Below are 17,978 nucleotides of genomic sequence, written 5' to 3' on the forward strand. Positions count from 1 at the left end.
ATTTTACATAAAAACACGTTATGCATTTAGCTTTTCTATAAAGATAATTATAAAAAAACTGGAACATTCAATGATGTCCCAGTTTTTGCAATACCTACTTATATTTTATCATACAAGTAATATGCGAGTGGTGCAAAACATATGTTGATATCTTGTCAGCAAATGATGATTACTATGCTAAAAATTTCAACATTGCTAGTGCATCATACTCATAGCTTAATTATCATTGCTTTCTTCGTCTTCATCTTCTTCTGGAGTTGGACGTGTTTCATGATATTCAAATTCTAAGATAACATTGATAATTTGATGATTATCCACTTCTGATATAATCCAACGATCATATTGTGTATCTACATAATCATTGGGTTGTAAATTAGTATTATGTGCCTGTAACCAGCCACCAATTGTATCTATATCTTCAGAATCTTCAAATTCAATACCAAATTGATCATTTAAATCATCTAATAACACTCTACCGTTAATTTGGTATTTATTATCACTTAGTCTTACAACATCATTGACTTCATCATCATCAAACTCATCACGAATTTCACCGACGATTTCTTCTAAGATATCTTCCATCGTTAAAATACCTGCAGTACCACCATATTCATCGATAATCAAGCTAATGTGAACATGTTCACGCTGCATTCTAATAAGCGCATCACTAATCCTAGTTGTTTCAGAAATCATTGGTAAATCATGGATATAGTTACTTGCTTTCATCGGTTTACCAGAAGCATACTCTGTTAAAAATTCTTTTACATTAATAAACCCTTTAACATGGTCTTTATCGCCATCTTCTGTAATTGGGTAACGTGTGAATTGATGTTCCTTAATCGTTTCTAATAGTTCATCTACATTAAACGGTTCATTTAATGTAACCATTTGTGTACGCGGTACCATGATATCCTTGGCATGTCTTTCATCAAATGAAAAAATATTTTGCATATATGCTAATTCTGTTTGATTAATTTCTCCACCATTATAACTATTATTTATAATAATTTTTATTTCTTCTTCTGACATGGCATCATTATTTGCATCAGGATCCACACCAAACATACGAATAATCATTCTTGCTGAACCATTCATTAACCAAATTAATGGTTTCATTACAAATCCGAAATAATATAGCGGTCTAGCGTAAACCAATGCTAATTTTTCAGTATATTGGATAGCAAGTGTTTTTGGTGCTAACTCACCCAAAACAACATGTAGATATGTCACAATGATAAATGCTACGATAAATGAAATAGTTGTCGTCAGTGCTTCAGGTAAATGGATTAATTCAAATAATGGGTGTAGCAACTTGTTAAATGTTGGTTCACCTAACCAACCTAATCCTAAAGATGTCACTGTAATACCCAATTGACATGCTGATAAGTAATAGTCTAGGTTTTTAATCATTTTTTTAACAACACGCGCACTACCATTGCCTTCTGTTGCAAGTTGTTCAATCCTAGTAGTACGTACCTTTACTAATGCAAATTCTGAGCCTACGAAGACTGTAGTTAATGCTATTAAAAAAAAGAATATTACTAAATTTATTATGGTCACTGTTTCCAATTAGTTCCCTATTTCTAGGGATTCACCTCCAAATTTTGTGTCACAATAGGTGACTGCTTATAAAATATGATTTGATTGCTTAAGTTTGTTTTATATGCTAAATCCTTCCCATTGTAACACCTCCCTAAAAATACGCATTTCTTTTATTTTATCACAATACTTATTTCGAAAGTAATTTATACAAATTAAAATTTTATATTCACCTAATGTACCATTTAAACGCAAAATCACTTTCACGTCAACTTTCTAAATTTTACATCTTTTGTTCTGAAAATGTTTATATACTTTAAAATAATGCTTATTTTATAAAATGATGGATTTCACCATTTTTAATTGTTGTCTGAACTTCAATATCATCGTTCACAATGACAATATCAGCATCTTTACCTGTTTTTAAGCTACCTTTTTTATCGTCAATGTTCAAAGCAATGGCCTGATTTAAGCTCGTAACACGCCATAGATTATCTAGGGTATCACCTGTAAATTTAATAAGATTATGCAAACCAGTATTCATTTTTAAAATACTTCCCGCTAATGCTCCTGAAGCTAAACGTGCTTCTGAGCCTCTCACGATGACATTTTGACCTCCTAAATCATAATCTCCATCCGGCATTCCTTTTGCTCTCATAGCATCTGTAATTAAATAGAAATGTTCATTGCCTTTTTGCTTATATGCAATATTTACAGCAGCTGGATGTGAATGAATCCCATCGACGATAACTTCAGTGTTTAATTTTTCATTAACCCACGCAGCACCAAATAGACCTGGTTCTCTATGTTCAAACGGGGTACCTGCATTATATAAATGCGTAACATGTTTGGCACCGTTTTCCACCGCTTCATTGCTCTCATCAAATGTCGCAACCGTATGTCCAATTGAAAATATAATTTGATCTTTAAAAGTTGCCAACGTTTCTTTAGCACCATCGACTTCAGGTGCAAATGTGACGACTTTGATGTGATTATTCGCTATATTTTGGAAGTATTTTAATTTTTCTACTGAAGGTCGTTGGACATAACCAGGATTTTGTGCCCCTACCTTATGCTCAGAAATAAACGGACCTTCTAAATGGATACCCACAATTTCAGCTGTATTTTTCGTATCTTGTTGTGTTTGATATGTAGCAATATTTTTAAGTGCCTTTGTTATATTTTCATCTGATTGTGTCATTGTAGTTGCTAAATAACTCGTTGTGCCTTCAGATAGCAATGATTCTGATAAATGTTTTAAGCCCGTCATCGATGCATCCATCGCATCTTCCCCATAGCCACCATGCATATGAATATCAATAAAACCAGGTAGAATATGATGCCCTTGTGCATCGATCGTTTGTAAATCACCTTCATACGTTCCTACACCTAAACCAGCAATTTTACCAGATTTAATGATGATATAACCGCAATCAATGGTTTCAGTTTCAGTATATATTCGTCCATTTTCAATTACATATTCAACCATTTATATTACCTTCTTTTCAATTATTTTAGGTTAAAATTTTCTTAAATCACTTATATTTTATTTTACCAAATTCAACGCTTATATTATATTCAAAAGCAAATAATTAAAAAAACCAGAAGTTTCACTCAATCATGAGTTTCTTCTGGTTTTCATTATGAACCTCTATAATTTTAATCATTCATCGCTTCTGAACTTTGTATCTCATCTTTAGTTAATTTTGGTTTTAACATACCATAAATAACTGCTGCTATGATAGCTCCGATAATGATTGCTATCAATGATTGTAATACGTGACTAAAGTCTGTTCCTAATATAACAATAATACCACCATGTGGTGCTTGAATGGATGACCCTAAGCCTAATGCAATTGCACCTGCTACACCTGAACCCACCATCATAGACGGGATTACACGAATAGGGTCAGCTGCGGCAAAAGGAATTGCGCCTTCAGTAATGAAGGATAGCCCCATCACGTAGTTTGGAACAATAGACCCTTTTTGTTCTTTTGTGAATTTTTTACGGAACAGTAACATTGCTGTGGCAATAGCAATCGGTGGCACCATACCGCCAATCATCGCTGCTGTAATTGGTGCTGCATTACCTTCTGTCAATGCAGCTACAGCGAATACGTAAGCTGCTTTATTAAATGGACCACCCATATCGATCGCCATCATCGCGCCAATAACAAGACCTAGTAACATAATGTTAGTACCTGATAAACTTTGTAATCCATTCAGCAATAAATTATTTAACCAAGATGCTGGAGGATTTAAAACGTAAATCATCAGTAAACCTGTTATAGAAACAGAGAATACCGGGAAAATTAAAGTTGGTTTTAAACCTTCTAGAGATTGTGGCATACCATTTGTTAATTTTTTGATGCCTAATGTTAAATAACCTGCTAAGAAACCTGCAAGAATGCCGCCGATAAAGCCAGAATCACCTGTACTAGCTAACAAACCACCAACCAAACCAGCAGCAAAACCTGGTTTGTCTGCAATACTGCGTGCAATATAACCAGCAAGTATAGGTATAATTAGCATAAAGGCGCTCTTGTTACCTATATTCCACAATTGTTCTGCGAACGCATTGTAATCTGAATTTTTTGGATCAAATGAGTTTGCACCAAACAAGAACACAATAGCCATTAAAATACCACCAGCTATAACAAGTGGTAGCATATTAGAAACACCGTTCATCAAATGTTTATAAATTGTCTTACCGACACCTTGTTTTTCATTACTTTCTGATTGTGCTTTACTTGAATTAGCACTCGCTACAAACGGTTTACGAGAAGTATCTTGAGCCATATTTATTAATTCTTCTGGGCGTTTAATTCCGTCAGCTACTGGTACTTCAACAACATTCTTACCATTAAAACGCGCTGTTTCAACATGCACATCTGCCGCTACAATAACGCCAGTTGCACGTTCGATATCTTCATTTGTGAGATGATTCTTTATACCACCAGATCCATTTGTTTCTACTTTTATTTTAACGCCCATTTTTTCAGCTTGTTTTTTCAAAGCATCGCGAGCCATATAAGTATGTGCTATGCCCGTTGGACAAGCAGTAACCGCTAATATATAGGGTTCATTTGTGTCAGCTGAAGAGACAGAACTTTCGGTTTCTTCTTCTACTTCTTCTGTAGCTTCATCATCAGCTTTATCAATGATTTGTAACACTTCTTGTGGAGACGTTGCATTTAGTAAATCTTCTCGCACTTTATCATCCATTAAAATACCTGATAGTTTTGCTAATGCATCTAAATGTGTTTGTGCGCCACCTTCTGGAGCAGCAATCATAAAGAACAGATGTGCCGGTTGCATATCTAAACTTTGATAATCCACACCCGCTTTAGATTTACCAAAGGCGATAGCAGGCGTATCTACCGCAGCTACTTTAGCATGTGGTATCGCAATACCTTCTCCAATACCTGTGGTACTTTGCGCTTCACGATTATAAATAGCTTCTTTAAAAACTGATACATCGTTTAATTTGTTTGCTTTATCTAGTTGATTCACTAATTCATCTATGACACCATTCTTATCAGTTGATGAAAGATCCATAGCTATTGTCTCTTGAGTTAATAACTCTGTAATTCTCATCTCATTCACTCCCTTTTAGCGTCGTAATTGTCACATGTTCTTTAATATCTTCAATGGCTTTGTATGAGGCTAAATCATCGTTAAAAGCAGTCGCTGTCCCCGCAGAAACCGCTTGTTTAAACGCGTTTTCAATCGTCAATCCTGTTTCAAGACCAGCTATCATGCCTGCAACAGTGCTATCACCGGAACCAACTGTATTGACAACTTGACCATGAGGTACTGACGCTTTCAAACTATGTTTATGATCAACATAAATTGCGCCCTCACCACCAAGTGACACAATCACAGATGATGCTCCTTGTTTCATAATTTCTTGTGCGTAATAGATAACATCTTCGTCAGAATTGATTGATGTATCAAACATCACTTCTAATTCATGTTTGTTCGGTTTAATAAATAGTGGGTTGTATTTTAATACGGATTCCACTAAATCTTTTTCAGCATCTACGACTAATCGAGCACCTGTTTGTTTTATGATTTTTGCAATTTGTTCATAAGCATCTTTAGGGACGCTTTTCGGTATACTTCCTGCCACGACTACTATATCTTTTTTTGAAGTTTGTTTAAGTTGTCTGAGTAGATTTTCAAATTGTGTTTGAGAAATATTTGGACCTGGTGCATTTATTTCTGTTTCATCACCAGTTTTCAGTTTTACATTAATCCGCGTATCTTCATCTATCTCTATAAAATCAGTTTGAATACCTGCTTTTTTTAAAGTGTCATCTATAAATTGACCTGGAAATCCACCTGCAAATCCTAAGGCTGTTGAAGGGACATTCAATGTTTTCAATACCCTTGAAACATTGATACCCTTACCTCCAGCAAATTTAAAAGTTTCTGTCGCTCTGTTTAATCCATTTAATTCAAAATCATCAGCAAACATGATGTAATCAATAGAGGGATTAAAAGTTACCGTATAAATCATCGTGTACCTCCAATAAATGTATAATGTTCAGTATATTGCTTAAATATGTCACTCTCTTTTACTTTTTTAGAAGTAACAATGCTAACTTGTGTTTCGACAGGCACATGTGCAAAATACACCTTGTCGTATTTATCATGATCAGCTAAAACATACGCTTTCGAACCTAAATATATCGCGTGTTTTTTAATAATTGCTTCTTGCTCGTCTGGTGTAGTTAAACCATATTTTAAATCAATACCGTTCATACCAAGGAATACTTTATCAAAACGATAGCTTTTCAACGTTTCAAGTGCGCTAGCACCTACTGTCGCATATGTTGTCGATTTAATTTCTCCACCTAAAATAAATGTACGTATACCATGTTTAATTAACTCTTCGACATGCGTCAAACCACTTGTTACTACAATGATATTTTGTGCATCAATATAAGGAATCATCTCAAGTGTAGTTGAACCAGCATCTATAAAAATACATTCATTGTCTTCTATTTCTAGTGCTGCTAATCGAGCAATTTCTTGTTTTTCCTTTAAATTTGTACCGCGTTTATCTGCCAAATTAGGTTCTAAAATAGATGATTCATTAAGCATTGCCCCACCGTGTACTCTTTTCAACTTCCCAATTTTTTGTAATTTGGATAAATCTCGGCGAATTGTAGAAGCACTACATCCAGTTCGGTCTATTAATTCTTGCAAGGTTAAAAAATCTTTTTTTGACAATTCAGTCAATATGAGCTCCTGGCGCTTTTCTGTAATCATCCCTTCACCTCATTTCATTTTCATTATAATGGTTGCGCTTTCTTTTTTCAATCATTTATTGTCAAAAACAATCAAAAACAATCATATAAAGCTAATAAAATTTGATGATTGACCCTTTTATAAATAATTATGCTCCATAACTATGTATTAATAACCATTTTGAGTATCTTGATAATACATCTCATTACGTTATAATGCACAATGTATAACACAATCTTTTTATTCCACATATTTCTTACGAGGAGTGCCGTGAAGTTATGCAAAAATCATCTATAGTAAAATGGGAAAGACGAATCAGAATTAGTACCGCAATTATCTTTGCTATTTTAATGATGCTCAATATATACATAAGTGAAAAATTCAAAACTGATTTTGTGTTTTTTCAAACTTTGATAATATATATTTTGTTGTTTTTTCAAATGGCGTTTAACCTGTTACAATTTATTAGTCAAACATCCGACAAATATATACGAATGACCATGATTTTACTCTATACATATGCATATATTAGTAACTTTATCGTACTACTTATATTACTGTTACTCCCAATAGAATCTATGTTTGTTCTAACGATGGCTCTCACATTTTTTACATTGAGCCTTACGTTTTTAATGATTGTAGAACGTCAATTTAAAAAACGCATAAAAAAAAGAGTGCAAAATTCGAATAAAGATTCAAATCATTAATACACTCAATTTTATAAAATTACAAAAAATATTTAATTACTTATTGCCTGCTAAATAATCACGAAATGGAATCATGCCTATTTCGTGATTTTATTTATTTTTGCGTTGTTAATGATGAGTGACGTGCATCACTTTTGCATTGGTGACTTCAACCAAATCATCTACTGCCATTTCAATCTGTATCCCGCGCTCTCCGCCACTAATATAAAGTGAATCTATACTTGTTGCTTGCTCATCAACAACGGTTTCAAATTGCTTTTTCATGCCAATCGGTGAACAACCACCTCTTATATAGCCTGTTACTTTTTTAAGATCATCTAAAGGCATTAATTGCAGTTTCTTTTCATTTACCGCATGTGCCGCCGCTTTCATATCTAATGTGTCACTTACCGGAATAATAAACACAAAATGATGATGATCACTATTTTCTAAAACAAGTGTTTTATAAACATACTTATCCTCTATGCCTACTTTATTTGCTACTTCAGTACCATCTATATGTTCATCTGAAATTTCATAAATATTGACACTATAGTTTATCTTTTGACGATCTAACATTCGCATAGCATTCGTTTTCTTTTGCTTCATTTCGATACCTCATATGATTAAAATGTTTCATGTATATCAAAATATTTTCTATCTATAAAGTAACTTGATCACAAATCATTCATCCAGATTAAGTTGCTTAATAAATTGCGTTAACGCCGCTTTCATTTCTTGGTCTTTTAAAGCGAATTCGATTGTAGTTTTAACGAAACCTAATTTTTCACCAACATCATAACGCTCACCTTCAAAATCATAGGCATAGACTTGGCTTTCCTTATTCATTCTTTCAATAGCGTCTGTCAGTTGAATCTCCCCACCAGCACCTTTACCTTGATTTGCTAAATATTCAAAAATATCAGGTGTTAACACATAACGCCCCATAATTGCTAGATTTGAAGGTGCAGTTCCTTGTTTTGGTTTTTCTACAAATTGATTCACTTCATATTGACGTCCGCTTTTACTTAATGGGTCAATAATACCGTAACGATGCGTATCGTTTTCATCCACTTCTTGAACACCGATTACGGATTTACCAGTTTCTTCATATGTATTCATCAATTGTTTGATGGCTGGCTGTGTAGATTCAACAATATCATCACCTAATAATACGGCAAAAGGTTCATCCCCAATAAATTGACGCGCTGAATAAATCGCATGTCCTAAGCCTTTCTGTTCTTTTTGTCTTACATAAAAAATATTAGCAAGTTCGGTAGAGTAATTCACTTTTTCTAATAAATCAGTTTTTCCTTTTTCTTCTAAAATCATTTCTAATTCTTTTTGATTATCAAAATGATCTTCAATTGCTCGTTTATGTTTACCAGTCACAATTATAATGTCTTCAATACCAGCACGAGCCGCTTCCTCAACAATGTATTGAATCGTTGGTTTATCTAAAATTGGTAGCATTTCTTTTGGCATAGCTTTTGTTGCCGGAAGAAATCTTGTACCTAATCCTGCTGCAGGTATAATTGCTTTTTTTATTTTTTTCAAAACATTCATCCTTTTCAATTTTTAATAATTTAATATTCATCAAAATATAAATCAGTTTAGTCTTAATATAATAATAACATCGATACATTTAACTTTATACTTTTTTATGATACTAAAAAACATTCAACTTCAATAGTATCTAAAAGTTGAATGTTTTTATTTCCCTATTTTAATGCAGGTTGACGTATGACATCACCCAATTTATTCACAATAACTTTATATTCTTTATTTGCTGCCGCATCATAAAATGTATAAGACATACCTTGCTTTGAAGTTTGAACTTTTTTCAAGGTAGCATTATTTCCTAGTGCATCTTTTGCATATTTTTGAGCAATTACTTCTGATTCATGAGGCGATATTCTCGGTTTGTCTTGGTCTTGATGTTTTTGAACTTGATAAGCATCATCAAATATTCTTGCCTCATTATTTTGATCTACAGTGACTCTATAATATGTTTTGGGATGTTGCTTATTTTCGAAAGTAAAAATATAGTAATAAGTTCCCTCACATGTACTATCAATACCATAGTCATTATATTTATTTTCAGAATGGTTATCATTGTCTACCATTTTTTTCGCTTTATTTAGCGCTTCTGAAAATTGAGGCAAATTGATTTCTCCAGCCTCTTTATCATTCAAATCATGCGTTGCTAATTTTGCTATCGGCTCATGGTTTTTTGCATTATATGGCTTTTCTTTTTGCGCGTCATGCTTTTTATCGTTCGGCACGTTTGATTCGAAGTCTGTTTTTTCCGCGCTTGCTTTGGATTGAACAGTATTATTAGTATCGGAATAACTCGATATCGTTTCATGTACTTTGGCTAGCACTTGTTGATTAGTAACTAATACTAATAAAAATATGAAGCAGCATGTTAATAGAAAAGCCAATATTGATAATAGTAAATTCTTCAACTTTATCCCCTTAATCATCTCTCTTTAATAATCACAACAACATATTATCACAAATATTTAACAAAAAACTTATATAGACTACAATTTAAAACAATTGTAATTTCTGTAACATGAATATTACGTATGCAACTTAATTTAATATTCGTGTCATATTTGAAATTATAAATGAATAAATACATCCCCTTTTAAACCTATTAGGAGTATTAACATGACAAATCAACATATTTCTAAAGTTTGAATTGCTTTATTTTTCAAATTAAAAAGGAGTAAGATATGAAATTAAATTGGTAACTCCCATCTCATATCTTACTCCTTTAATATTAGTTTATTTGTGAGAAATCTAAATTACCTTTTATAGAATAGTGACTTATTTTCTCATGTCATATATAGCATTTCGTTTTAAGCATCGTAACTTGTCTGCGTTATTAATTTTATGATTTTTTTAGACGATTTCGAATTGATTTCTCAATAAATATTACTATCATACCAATAAACATTACTAATATTGCCATATAAAGTGGGAATTCAAAGTTAATATCGTATAATGTACCAGCTACTAATGGTCCTATAAAATTCCCCATGCTTGTGAAGGTCGAGTTTAATCCACCAGCAAATCCTTGGCGATTTCCAGCAATATTAGAAAAATAATTCGTATTTGCTGGTCGAATCATATCAAATCCAATAAATACTATAAAACTAATAATCATAATTGACCAGTAATTATGCATAAATGTCAACGCAAGTAATATAATTGCTGAATAAAGTAATGCATAAGTAATGAAAGTAAGTTCTTCAAAGTATTTCATAAACTTATCAAAGAAAAACACTTGGAATATCGCACCAAAAATGCCTCCACCAGTAATTGCAAAGGAGATATCTATAGGTGAATAGTGTGCTTTATCAGCTGTATATAAAGGGAATAATGTTTCGAACGCCGACAAACCAAATGCGAGTACAAGTGTTAAAATAACTGGAGTGAGAAACACTTTCCAATTTATTTTAGACAATAATTCAGGTTGATAATGTGTAAAACCATCTTGCGTTTCGTTTTTTGGATTTTTAATTAAAGTGATAGATAATATAAGCGCTATCACACCGCTTGTACCAGCCACATAAAACGGTAATCTATGTGAAACTTCTGCTAGTAATCCACCTAAACCAGGCCCTAAAATGAAACCTGAATTAATGATTGCAGACATATAACCAAAATTCTTCGCTTTATCTCTTCCGATAGAAATATCAGCAATCATCCCTGTAACACCAGGCATAACCATTCCAGCACTAAACCCACCTAATATTCTAGAAACGATTAGTAGAGAAAACGTGTGGCTTGCGGCAAATAAGAATTCTGAAATCGCAAAAAGTGCAAGCCCAATACAAATAATTAATTTTTTACCTAATTTATCTGCAAGCGTACCACCAAATGGTGAAATAATCATTTGTGCGAGTGCAAAGACCGCAACAAGAATTCCTAGGTCACTACCTTTTAAACCTAAATCTTTTAAGTATACGGGTAACACTGGTACAACCAAACCGATACCTAAAAAGACTAAAAAGATATTAAAATATAAAATATAAAATTGTTTATTCACGTTTCTCACTCCATTCTTATACACATTTTTTAATCATCTTGTTTTGAATCGTTAATTTAGAGGAATGCATAATATTAGAACATTCTATAACATTTTCCTATAGAAAAACAATAGAAAAACTTACATTTTCAAACACTATTATACATCTCATAAATAATTAATTGTATAATGATATTAACGTATTAATTTGAATGGAGGTTTTCAAATGGTATATCAAGTAGATGGCAATACTATCGTATTAGTTCTAGAGCAAGGTGAAGATATTGTTGAAGCTGTAACGGATCTTGCTCGTGAGCAAAACGGTAAATTTGGAACGGTTAGTGGTATTGGAGCTTGTGACGACGTAGAATTAAATTTCTATAATTTAGAAACTAAAACCTATGAAAAAAAGGAAATTAAAGAACCTTTAGAATTAATTAGCCTGTTAGGTAATATTTCTCATATTGATGAAAAGCCGTTTGCACATTTACATGCAACTTTTGGTACTAACCAATATGAAACATTAAGCGGTCATTTAACAAAAGCAGTTGTATCTGCTACTGCAGAAATCGTCATTACAATGACAAACCTAGATATAAATCGTAAACACAATGCAGACATAGGCTTGAATTTATTAGACTTGTAAATTGTTGGTGTCCATTTAACAATAATGAATCATTAGTCCATAAAAACATTTACTGTGTTTAACTTCAAAAAATACAATTTATATATAGGCCAGGAATTATTTGTATACATTTAAACTATCTTAGTCAAAACACATGAACATTATTTGCTCTTGCTAAAGCATAAACGTTAATTTCTATTGAAATTAGATAGAAATTAACGTTTTTTCTGTATATATATTCTTTTAATATTGCCAACTAGCACACTTCAATTATTTTTGTACTAACATTTATCGATTACCATTTTGAAACGTCTTGACGCTCTGAGTTTGAATTTGTGAGAAATTACAAGTCCAAATCATACTAATAAACTTTAAAAGTAAACAACCTCATCGCTCAAAAACGGAAAATTTAAAAATAATGTATATTAACTCAAATGCTTTATATTTACTTTGTTTTGAAAATAGCTATTTATGTATAACTTGTTTTTATTTTAAAACGTTTTCAATAGGTTCGAATTATGTTTATAATTGAAATTTTCGTTTATAAATTGTATTATGAAAAATCACATTCGTAATTTTATATTGCTGTTCCCTTGATATTGAGCTTTTTGAGGGGATTTTTATTTGCTATTTAAAAATTAAACTGCTTGTCATTAACTAAACTTAATCAATGAGAATATTAAAAATACATTTTCAAACAAAGTCGTATTTTTAACATTAGCTAAAACTGTACCCCTAATAATAATTATATGATCATGTGTGTTTATCACATATATAAATCTAAAAGGAAAGTAGGTGTAAGTATCGCCCCACGTTACATTGCTAGAACAATATTTTTAATTTTAATGATTATATCTATTTTCTTTAACCAATTTTATCAATTTATGACACTCAATCTATTTTTAGCATATATTCCATTTGAATTGTGCTTACTATTAAATTTATTTAAACCGAAATATAAATATGAATGGCCATTATTTATCGTTTTTGTACTTATATTTTTATGCATGGTACCCAATACACTATATATGGTTACTGATTTAATACATTTAAATCAATTTACTTTTAATTTTTATCAAGGGCTAATCATCGTTGAATGGATGTATTTTACTTTTTTAGTTACCGGTGTCTTATTAGCCTTATATTTATTAATTTTAATGTTTGTAGAAATGGAAAATTTTACAACGCATCGTTGGTTCAATAGAACTATTATATTAATAATGATGTTTTTAAATGGCTTAGGTATTTATATCGGACGGTTCTTGCGTTTGCATTCTGTTTATATTATCAATGAACCACTTCGAATTTACAGAGAAGTCATCAATCATTTAGATTTTGATGCTTTCCTATTTGTCATATTACTGGTATTGCTTCAAATTTTAATTTATACATTTGCGAAAGGAGTACAACATACAAAATGACTTTTAATATTTTAATTTTACTTATTGTACTCATCGTATTTCAGCTAATTATTGGACATTTACTCCATGACATAGGATTTTCATACACAAAAAGCATTCTACTCATGTGTTTACCACTAGGTATCGGTTTATTTTATTTGCAATTATTCTATTACGAACGTAAATATCCTGATTGGCATGTTTCTATTAAAACAAAGTTAAGGTTAAAGTATATGTATATTTTAACTTTTCTTGAGTACGTTGCGGTGTATATTTGTATTTTCAGGATGTAATCACAAATTTAATTATATAACGAAACACCCACAGCAGACTTATTAGCCATGTTGTGGGTGTTTCTTTTTAAAAAAGTTATTTATTTTTTAGCGATTGTTTTACTTGCTGAAATTTGTAATTGTTTTAATTCTTCAGCAGATAGCTCGAGTTCTAAGATACGTTCTATACCATTTTCTCCTAATATTGTAGGGACACCTAAGCAAATATCAGAAAAACCATATTCATTCTCTAAATATGCAATAGAGGGTAATAAACGTTGTTGATCTTTTAAAATTGCTTCCAACATCGTATACACTGCTGAAGCTGGCGCATAATAAGCAGAACCAGTACCTAATAATTCTACTATTTCAGCACCACCTTTTCGAGTACGTTCAATAATTTGGTTAATAGTAGTTTCATCTAATAATTTAGTCAATGGTACACCATTAACATTTGTAGCATTAACTAACGGAAGCATGGTATCTCCATGACCGCCTAGTACTAATCCTTTAATATCTTTAATCGAAACGCCTAAAGCTTCCGCTATAAATGTTTGATATCTTGCAGTATCTAAAATACCCGACTGTCCAAGAACGCGTTCTTTAGAGAAACCTGATGCTTTTAAGACCGAATAGGTCATTGCATCAACCGGATTAGTGAGCACTATTATTTTACATTCAGGAGAATATTTAACAATTTCTTTGGTAACATCTTCCATTATTTGTTCATTTATTTTAACCAAATCATCTCTGCTCATTCCAGGCTTGCGTGGCACCCCAGCAGTAATCACAACAATATCCGAGTCTTTTGTATCAGCATAGTCTACTGAGCCTGAAACATTTACATCAAAGCCATAAATTGGACTACTTTGTAATATATCCAGTGCTTTACCTTTAACCTGTCCTTCATTTTTAGGTTGATCAATTAATACTACATCTGCTAATTCATGTTTAGCTATAATAAAAGCTAATGTAGATCCTGTATTGCCAGCACCTATAATAGAAACCTTTTGTTTTGTCATAATATCATCCCCTTATAATGATAGATAAGTGAATTGTCTTAGTATGCTTGAATTACATTTCTCAATTTATTGCGTTAGTGGGACTTATGCATGAATCTCAATCCTAGTCAACTTTGGCAAAGTGTGCACATACAATCAATTTGAATAAATTTAAGTGCTATCTCACACCATAAGATGTTAATAAGTAAACCATTCTTTAGTAGCTACTAAAATATTGTTCGAATTCGCAAAGCTTATGCTTAATTTTGCTTATGCTTTCGTTGACGTTTCAACCACTTCCAAATAATAAAAATAACTAAAATAATAAGTACGATATAAATCATTTTAGAGTAAATATCCATATAGTGCACAATCACTTGCCAATTGCTACCAACTGTTTGTCCTAAATAAATTAAAACGATATTCCAAATCAATGTACCAATTGTTGTAAATAATAAAAACAAAGGCATATTCATGCGTGTTAAACCAGCAGGAATTGAAATTAAACTTCTTAAAAGTGGTACAAATCTACAGAAAAATATCGTCCAATAACCGTATCGCTCGAACCAATGCAGTGTTTTATCTAAATCACTTCTTTTTACTCGTATTATTTTTCCATAACGATCTACAATTTTATATAAATTTCTTTCTCCTATCCAAGCACCTATGCCATAAAGGGCAATCGCTCCAACAATAGATCCTACAGTTGATGTAAGTGTTACACCAATAAAACTCAAGTTAGAGTGTGTAGTCATAAAACCACCAAACGTTAAGATGATTTCAGAAGGTATAGGAGGAAAGATATTTTCTAAAAATATCAGAAAAGCAATTCCCCAGTAACCAAATTGTTCCATAAAATGAGTGATCCATTGCTCCATGCATGCCCTCCTACTACTTATTTAGATCATGTAATATTTTACATTATAGTAAATTATTTGATTTAGCATATAAATACATCGTCATTCCAAATAGTGCTAATGACATTAAGGTTAAGATAATTGCTAAGACCATCACACGTTTATAATGCTTTATAAACGCCACAAACAATATCCCACCATTGTATAAAAAGAACAGACCAAACAATGCCATCATGACATTTATGTCAGGATATACTATGTTTAATAAAGCAATTACTATTGCAAAACCTAAAAAAGGAAAGTTAATAAAATTGCGTTGAAATCTAAACTGATCTCTATGATGTTGTTCATTCTGAATACTCATGTTCTACGCTCCTTCTAATTAGAATCTAAGGAATATCATGACCTAAGGAAGCTGTATAAATATCAAACCATTCTTGGTCAGTTAACGTTATTGTCATACCTTGTAATGCTTCATCAATACGATTAATCTTTTGCGTGCCTAACACCGGCATAATTGAAGCTGGATGTTTTTTTAACCAAGACATTATAATTGCAGTTGTCGTAACGTTATACTTTTGTGCCAATGGAGATATAATCGCAGTGATTCTTGCTGATTTTTCGTCTTCAAGATCAAACAGTTTCCCTCCAGCCAACGGACTCCATGACATAATTTTAACATCATCTTTGTACATATAGTTAATGGTTCCATCTTCAATCGCATCTAATGTATAAGGAGAAACTTCTAATTGATTTAAAGTAATATGTAATTTATCACAAACTAAGCATTTACTTAATAAATCATACTGAGATTTGTTAAAATTTGACACACCGAACGATTTGATTTTCCCTTCTTTAACTAAAGATTTAACAGCTTCAGTGATTTCGTGAGGATCCATCAACGGAGATGGTCTATGAATCAATAATGAATCTAACTGTTCTACTTGTAATTGTTTAAGCGAACGTTCCACAGTTTCTCTGATATGTTTTTTACTGTGATCGTATCGATGTCCATTTGCTGTCGCCAAATGCTCTGATGGCAATACAATGCCACATTTAGAAACGATTTCAAGATGCTCACGTAGATTAGGTGATAATTTAAGCGCTTCTCCAAAAATCCCTTCACAACTATAATCACCGTATATATCTGCATGATCCATTGTAGTAATTCCACGCTCGACTAATTCATTAATATAGTAATTTAATTGTTGTGGTGTCCAATCCCAATCTTTTGCTCTCCAAAACCCTTGTATTACATTTGAAAAGGATACATGTTGGTTAATTTTCACTCTTTCCATAATGAATCAAACCCCTTCTTCATTACATTAATTTAAATTAGGTAAATTGTAGCATATCTAATTGATTTCGTAGTTGATTTATATCTAATTGTTCACCAATCATAACAATCGTTAAGGGTACTTCTTTATCAATCGTTTGATAATCTGGTAATCCAAACGCATATTGAAATTCATAAATATCATTAGGCATATCTTTAAATTTTACATATCCCTTTAATCTTAGAACATTATCTGGCAACCGTAAAATAAATTGATAAAATAATTGTCTATGAATAGGTCCTGAAAAATGATAATGTAGACGATTTATCCCATGATGATGTACATGGTTATTTATATTCATTTGGTTTCCATTTTCAACCAGAGCAATTTGATTCATATCCATATCTGCATATGTAGTAAAATATTTGGATGCTGTTGGATTAATTTTGCGGATTGCTTCATCAAGCTCATGTGTATGATTATCAATGAGATCCATTTTGTTCATCACTATGTCATGGCATACAGATAATTGTTCTTCCATCAATTGAATTGTATGGTTTGTATATTGAAAACGATTTAAGAAGCGAGGCCCATCCACCAAGCCTACTACTGTGGGTTGAGCGACTTGTTCAATAATTTCAGGATCCTGGCATGCTGCAATAATTTCAATTGGATGTGCTAAACCTGTCGCCTCAATTATTATATGGCGCATTGCACTTTTGCTTAGAAAATGTTTTAATTGTTTTATTAAATCTAGTTGCAAATCACAGCATACGCAACCATTTAATATTGACGCAACCTCAATATCATCGCTAATAGCATAGCTATCTATATCTAAATTACCGTATTCGTTTACGATTACACTTGGGTTTTCATTGTTTTTTTGTAAATATTTTATATATTTACTAAGAAAAGTTGTTTTACCACTCCCTAAAAATCCTGTGATAATCGTAATTCGGGTTTTTTGATTGTTAATATTTTTCATATACTCACTCATTTCATAAATAAAAATGTTTGCGTAAAACT

Annotated in this window: 17 protein-coding genes; 3 read left to right on the plus strand and 14 right to left on the minus strand. The window is 32.0% G+C overall.

Features of this window, described 5'->3' with window-relative positions; translation table 11 throughout:
- Nucleotides 1–216: 216 nt before the first annotated feature.
- From KA833_RS04105 to norA, 9 genes are all read right to left on the minus strand, one after another.
- Nucleotides 217–1,569, minus strand: a complete 1,353-nt coding sequence (locus tag KA833_RS04105; protein ID WP_046207381.1) for a hemolysin family protein — start codon at nt 1,567–1,569, stop codon at nt 217–219.
- A 298-nt stretch (nt 1,570–1,867) separates the two neighbouring features.
- Entirely contained in the window at nt 1,868–3,028 is a 1,161-nt protein-coding gene (gene nagA / locus KA833_RS04110) for an N-acetylglucosamine-6-phosphate deacetylase (protein WP_210128522.1), read from the minus strand.
- A 170-nt stretch (nt 3,029–3,198) separates the two neighbouring features.
- Nucleotides 3,199–5,136 carry a PTS fructose transporter subunit IIABC gene (locus tag KA833_RS04115; RefSeq protein WP_210128521.1) on the minus strand — a complete coding sequence of 646 codons (1,938 nt, stop codon included), beginning with the start codon at nt 5,134–5,136 and terminating at the stop codon, nt 3,199–3,201.
- Nucleotide 5,137: 1 nt separating this feature from the next.
- On the minus strand, nt 5,138–6,061 hold the full coding sequence (gene pfkB, locus KA833_RS04120; protein ID WP_046207378.1) for a 1-phosphofructokinase: 924 nt from the start codon (nt 6,059–6,061) through the stop codon (nt 5,138–5,140).
- Nucleotides 6,058–6,816, minus strand: coding sequence for a DeoR/GlpR family DNA-binding transcription regulator (locus tag KA833_RS04125; protein WP_046207377.1), 759 nt, complete (start codon nt 6,814–6,816; stop codon nt 6,058–6,060). The genes pfkB and KA833_RS04125 overlap by 4 nt, the downstream gene beginning before the upstream one ends.
- Nucleotides 6,817–7,610: 794 nt before the next feature.
- The gene (gene ybaK, locus KA833_RS04130) at nt 7,611–8,090 is read right to left on the minus strand and encodes a Cys-tRNA(Pro) deacylase (protein ID WP_210128520.1); all 480 of its coding nucleotides are present in this window, start codon (nt 8,088–8,090) and stop codon (nt 7,611–7,613) included.
- A 75-nt stretch (nt 8,091–8,165) separates the two neighbouring features.
- The gene (gene galU / locus KA833_RS04135) at nt 8,166–9,038 is read right to left on the minus strand and encodes a UTP--glucose-1-phosphate uridylyltransferase GalU (protein ID WP_046207374.1); all 873 of its coding nucleotides are present in this window, start codon (nt 9,036–9,038) and stop codon (nt 8,166–8,168) included.
- A gap of 164 nt (nt 9,039–9,202) precedes the next feature.
- Nucleotides 9,203–9,949: a hypothetical protein gene (locus KA833_RS04140; protein WP_046207373.1), complete on the minus strand. Its 747-nt coding sequence runs from the start codon at nt 9,947–9,949 to the stop codon at nt 9,203–9,205.
- A gap of 431 nt (nt 9,950–10,380) precedes the next feature.
- Nucleotides 10,381–11,541 carry a multidrug efflux MFS transporter NorA gene (gene norA, locus KA833_RS04145; protein WP_210128519.1) on the minus strand — a complete coding sequence of 387 codons (1,161 nt, stop codon included), beginning with the start codon at nt 11,539–11,541 and terminating at the stop codon, nt 10,381–10,383.
- 205 nt (nt 11,542–11,746) lie between these two features.
- On the opposite strand from norA, the gene KA833_RS04150 reads away from it, so the two are divergent.
- From KA833_RS04150 to KA833_RS13855, 3 genes are all read left to right on the plus strand, one after another.
- Nucleotides 11,747–12,166: a PPC domain-containing DNA-binding protein gene (locus KA833_RS04150; RefSeq protein ID WP_046207371.1), complete on the plus strand. Its 420-nt coding sequence runs from the start codon at nt 11,747–11,749 to the stop codon at nt 12,164–12,166.
- A gap of 734 nt (nt 12,167–12,900) precedes the next feature.
- The gene (locus KA833_RS04155; RefSeq protein ID WP_210128518.1) at nt 12,901–13,566 is read left to right on the plus strand and encodes a DUF1361 domain-containing protein; all 666 of its coding nucleotides are present in this window, start codon (nt 12,901–12,903) and stop codon (nt 13,564–13,566) included.
- Nucleotides 13,563–13,838 carry a hypothetical protein gene (locus KA833_RS13855; RefSeq protein WP_070657624.1) on the plus strand — a complete coding sequence of 92 codons (276 nt, stop codon included), beginning with the start codon at nt 13,563–13,565 and terminating at the stop codon, nt 13,836–13,838. The genes KA833_RS04155 and KA833_RS13855 overlap by 4 nt, the downstream gene beginning before the upstream one ends.
- A gap of 80 nt (nt 13,839–13,918) precedes the next feature.
- Here KA833_RS13855 and mdh read toward each other — a convergent pair whose 3' ends face one another.
- The 5 genes from mdh to KA833_RS04180 all read right to left on the minus strand — a co-directional run bounded on the left by mdh (nt 13,919) and on the right by KA833_RS04180 (nt 17,937).
- The gene (mdh, locus tag KA833_RS04160; RefSeq protein ID WP_210128517.1) at nt 13,919–14,839 is read right to left on the minus strand and encodes a malate dehydrogenase; all 921 of its coding nucleotides are present in this window, start codon (nt 14,837–14,839) and stop codon (nt 13,919–13,921) included.
- A gap of 239 nt (nt 14,840–15,078) precedes the next feature.
- The gene (locus KA833_RS04165) at nt 15,079–15,696 is read right to left on the minus strand and encodes a DedA family protein (protein WP_046207368.1); all 618 of its coding nucleotides are present in this window, start codon (nt 15,694–15,696) and stop codon (nt 15,079–15,081) included.
- A gap of 43 nt (nt 15,697–15,739) precedes the next feature.
- A complete protein-coding gene (locus KA833_RS04170; RefSeq protein WP_046207367.1) occupies nt 15,740–16,039 on the minus strand; it encodes a hypothetical protein in 300 nt (99 codons plus the stop codon).
- 25 nt (nt 16,040–16,064) lie between these two features.
- On the minus strand, nt 16,065–16,973 hold the full coding sequence (locus tag KA833_RS04175; protein WP_046207366.1) for an aldo/keto reductase: 909 nt from the start codon (nt 16,971–16,973) through the stop codon (nt 16,065–16,067).
- A 37-nt stretch (nt 16,974–17,010) separates the two neighbouring features.
- Complete coding sequence (locus KA833_RS04180) at nt 17,011–17,937, minus strand: CobW family GTP-binding protein (RefSeq protein WP_046207365.1); 927 nt, start codon at nt 17,935–17,937, stop codon at nt 17,011–17,013.
- Nucleotides 17,938–17,978 lie beyond the last annotated feature (41 nt).

The organism is Staphylococcus sp. GDY8P67P (genome assembly GCF_017892545.1).
Classification (GTDB): Bacteria; Bacillota; Bacilli; order Staphylococcales; family Staphylococcaceae; genus Staphylococcus; species Staphylococcus ureilyticus.

Excerpts from the sequence above, each read along its gene's own strand:
- nagA (WP_210128522.1), bottom strand. The coding sequence starts at position 3,028 with ATGGTTGAATATGTAATTGAAAATGGACGAATATATACTGAAACTGAA.
- KA833_RS04115 (WP_210128521.1), bottom strand. The coding sequence starts at position 5,136 with ATGAGAATTACAGAGTTATTAACTCAAGAGACAATAGCTATGGATCTT.
- pfkB (WP_046207378.1), bottom strand. The coding sequence starts at position 6,061 with ATGATTTATACGGTAACTTTTAATCCCTCTATTGATTACATCATGTTT.
- KA833_RS04125 (WP_046207377.1), bottom strand. The coding sequence starts at position 6,816 with ATGATTACAGAAAAGCGCCAGGAGCTCATATTGACTGAATTGTCAAAA.
- ybaK (WP_210128520.1), bottom strand. The coding sequence starts at position 8,090 with ATGAAGCAAAAGAAAACGAATGCTATGCGAATGTTAGATCGTCAAAAG.
- KA833_RS04150 (WP_046207371.1), top strand. The coding sequence starts at position 11,747 with ATGGTATATCAAGTAGATGGCAATACTATCGTATTAGTTCTAGAGCAA.
- KA833_RS04155 (WP_210128518.1), top strand. The coding sequence starts at position 12,901 with ATGTGTGTTTATCACATATATAAATCTAAAAGGAAAGTAGGTGTAAGT.
- KA833_RS13855 (WP_070657624.1), top strand. The coding sequence starts at position 13,563 with ATGACTTTTAATATTTTAATTTTACTTATTGTACTCATCGTATTTCAG.
- mdh (WP_210128517.1), bottom strand. The coding sequence starts at position 14,839 with ATGACAAAACAAAAGGTTTCTATTATAGGTGCTGGCAATACAGGATCT.
- KA833_RS04165 (WP_046207368.1), bottom strand. The coding sequence starts at position 15,696 with ATGGAGCAATGGATCACTCATTTTATGGAACAATTTGGTTACTGGGGA.
- KA833_RS04170 (WP_046207367.1), bottom strand. The coding sequence starts at position 16,039 with ATGAGTATTCAGAATGAACAACATCATAGAGATCAGTTTAGATTTCAA.
- KA833_RS04175 (WP_046207366.1), bottom strand. The coding sequence starts at position 16,973 with ATGGAAAGAGTGAAAATTAACCAACATGTATCCTTTTCAAATGTAATA.
- KA833_RS04180 (WP_046207365.1), bottom strand. The coding sequence starts at position 17,937 with ATGAAAAATATTAACAATCAAAAAACCCGAATTACGATTATCACAGGA.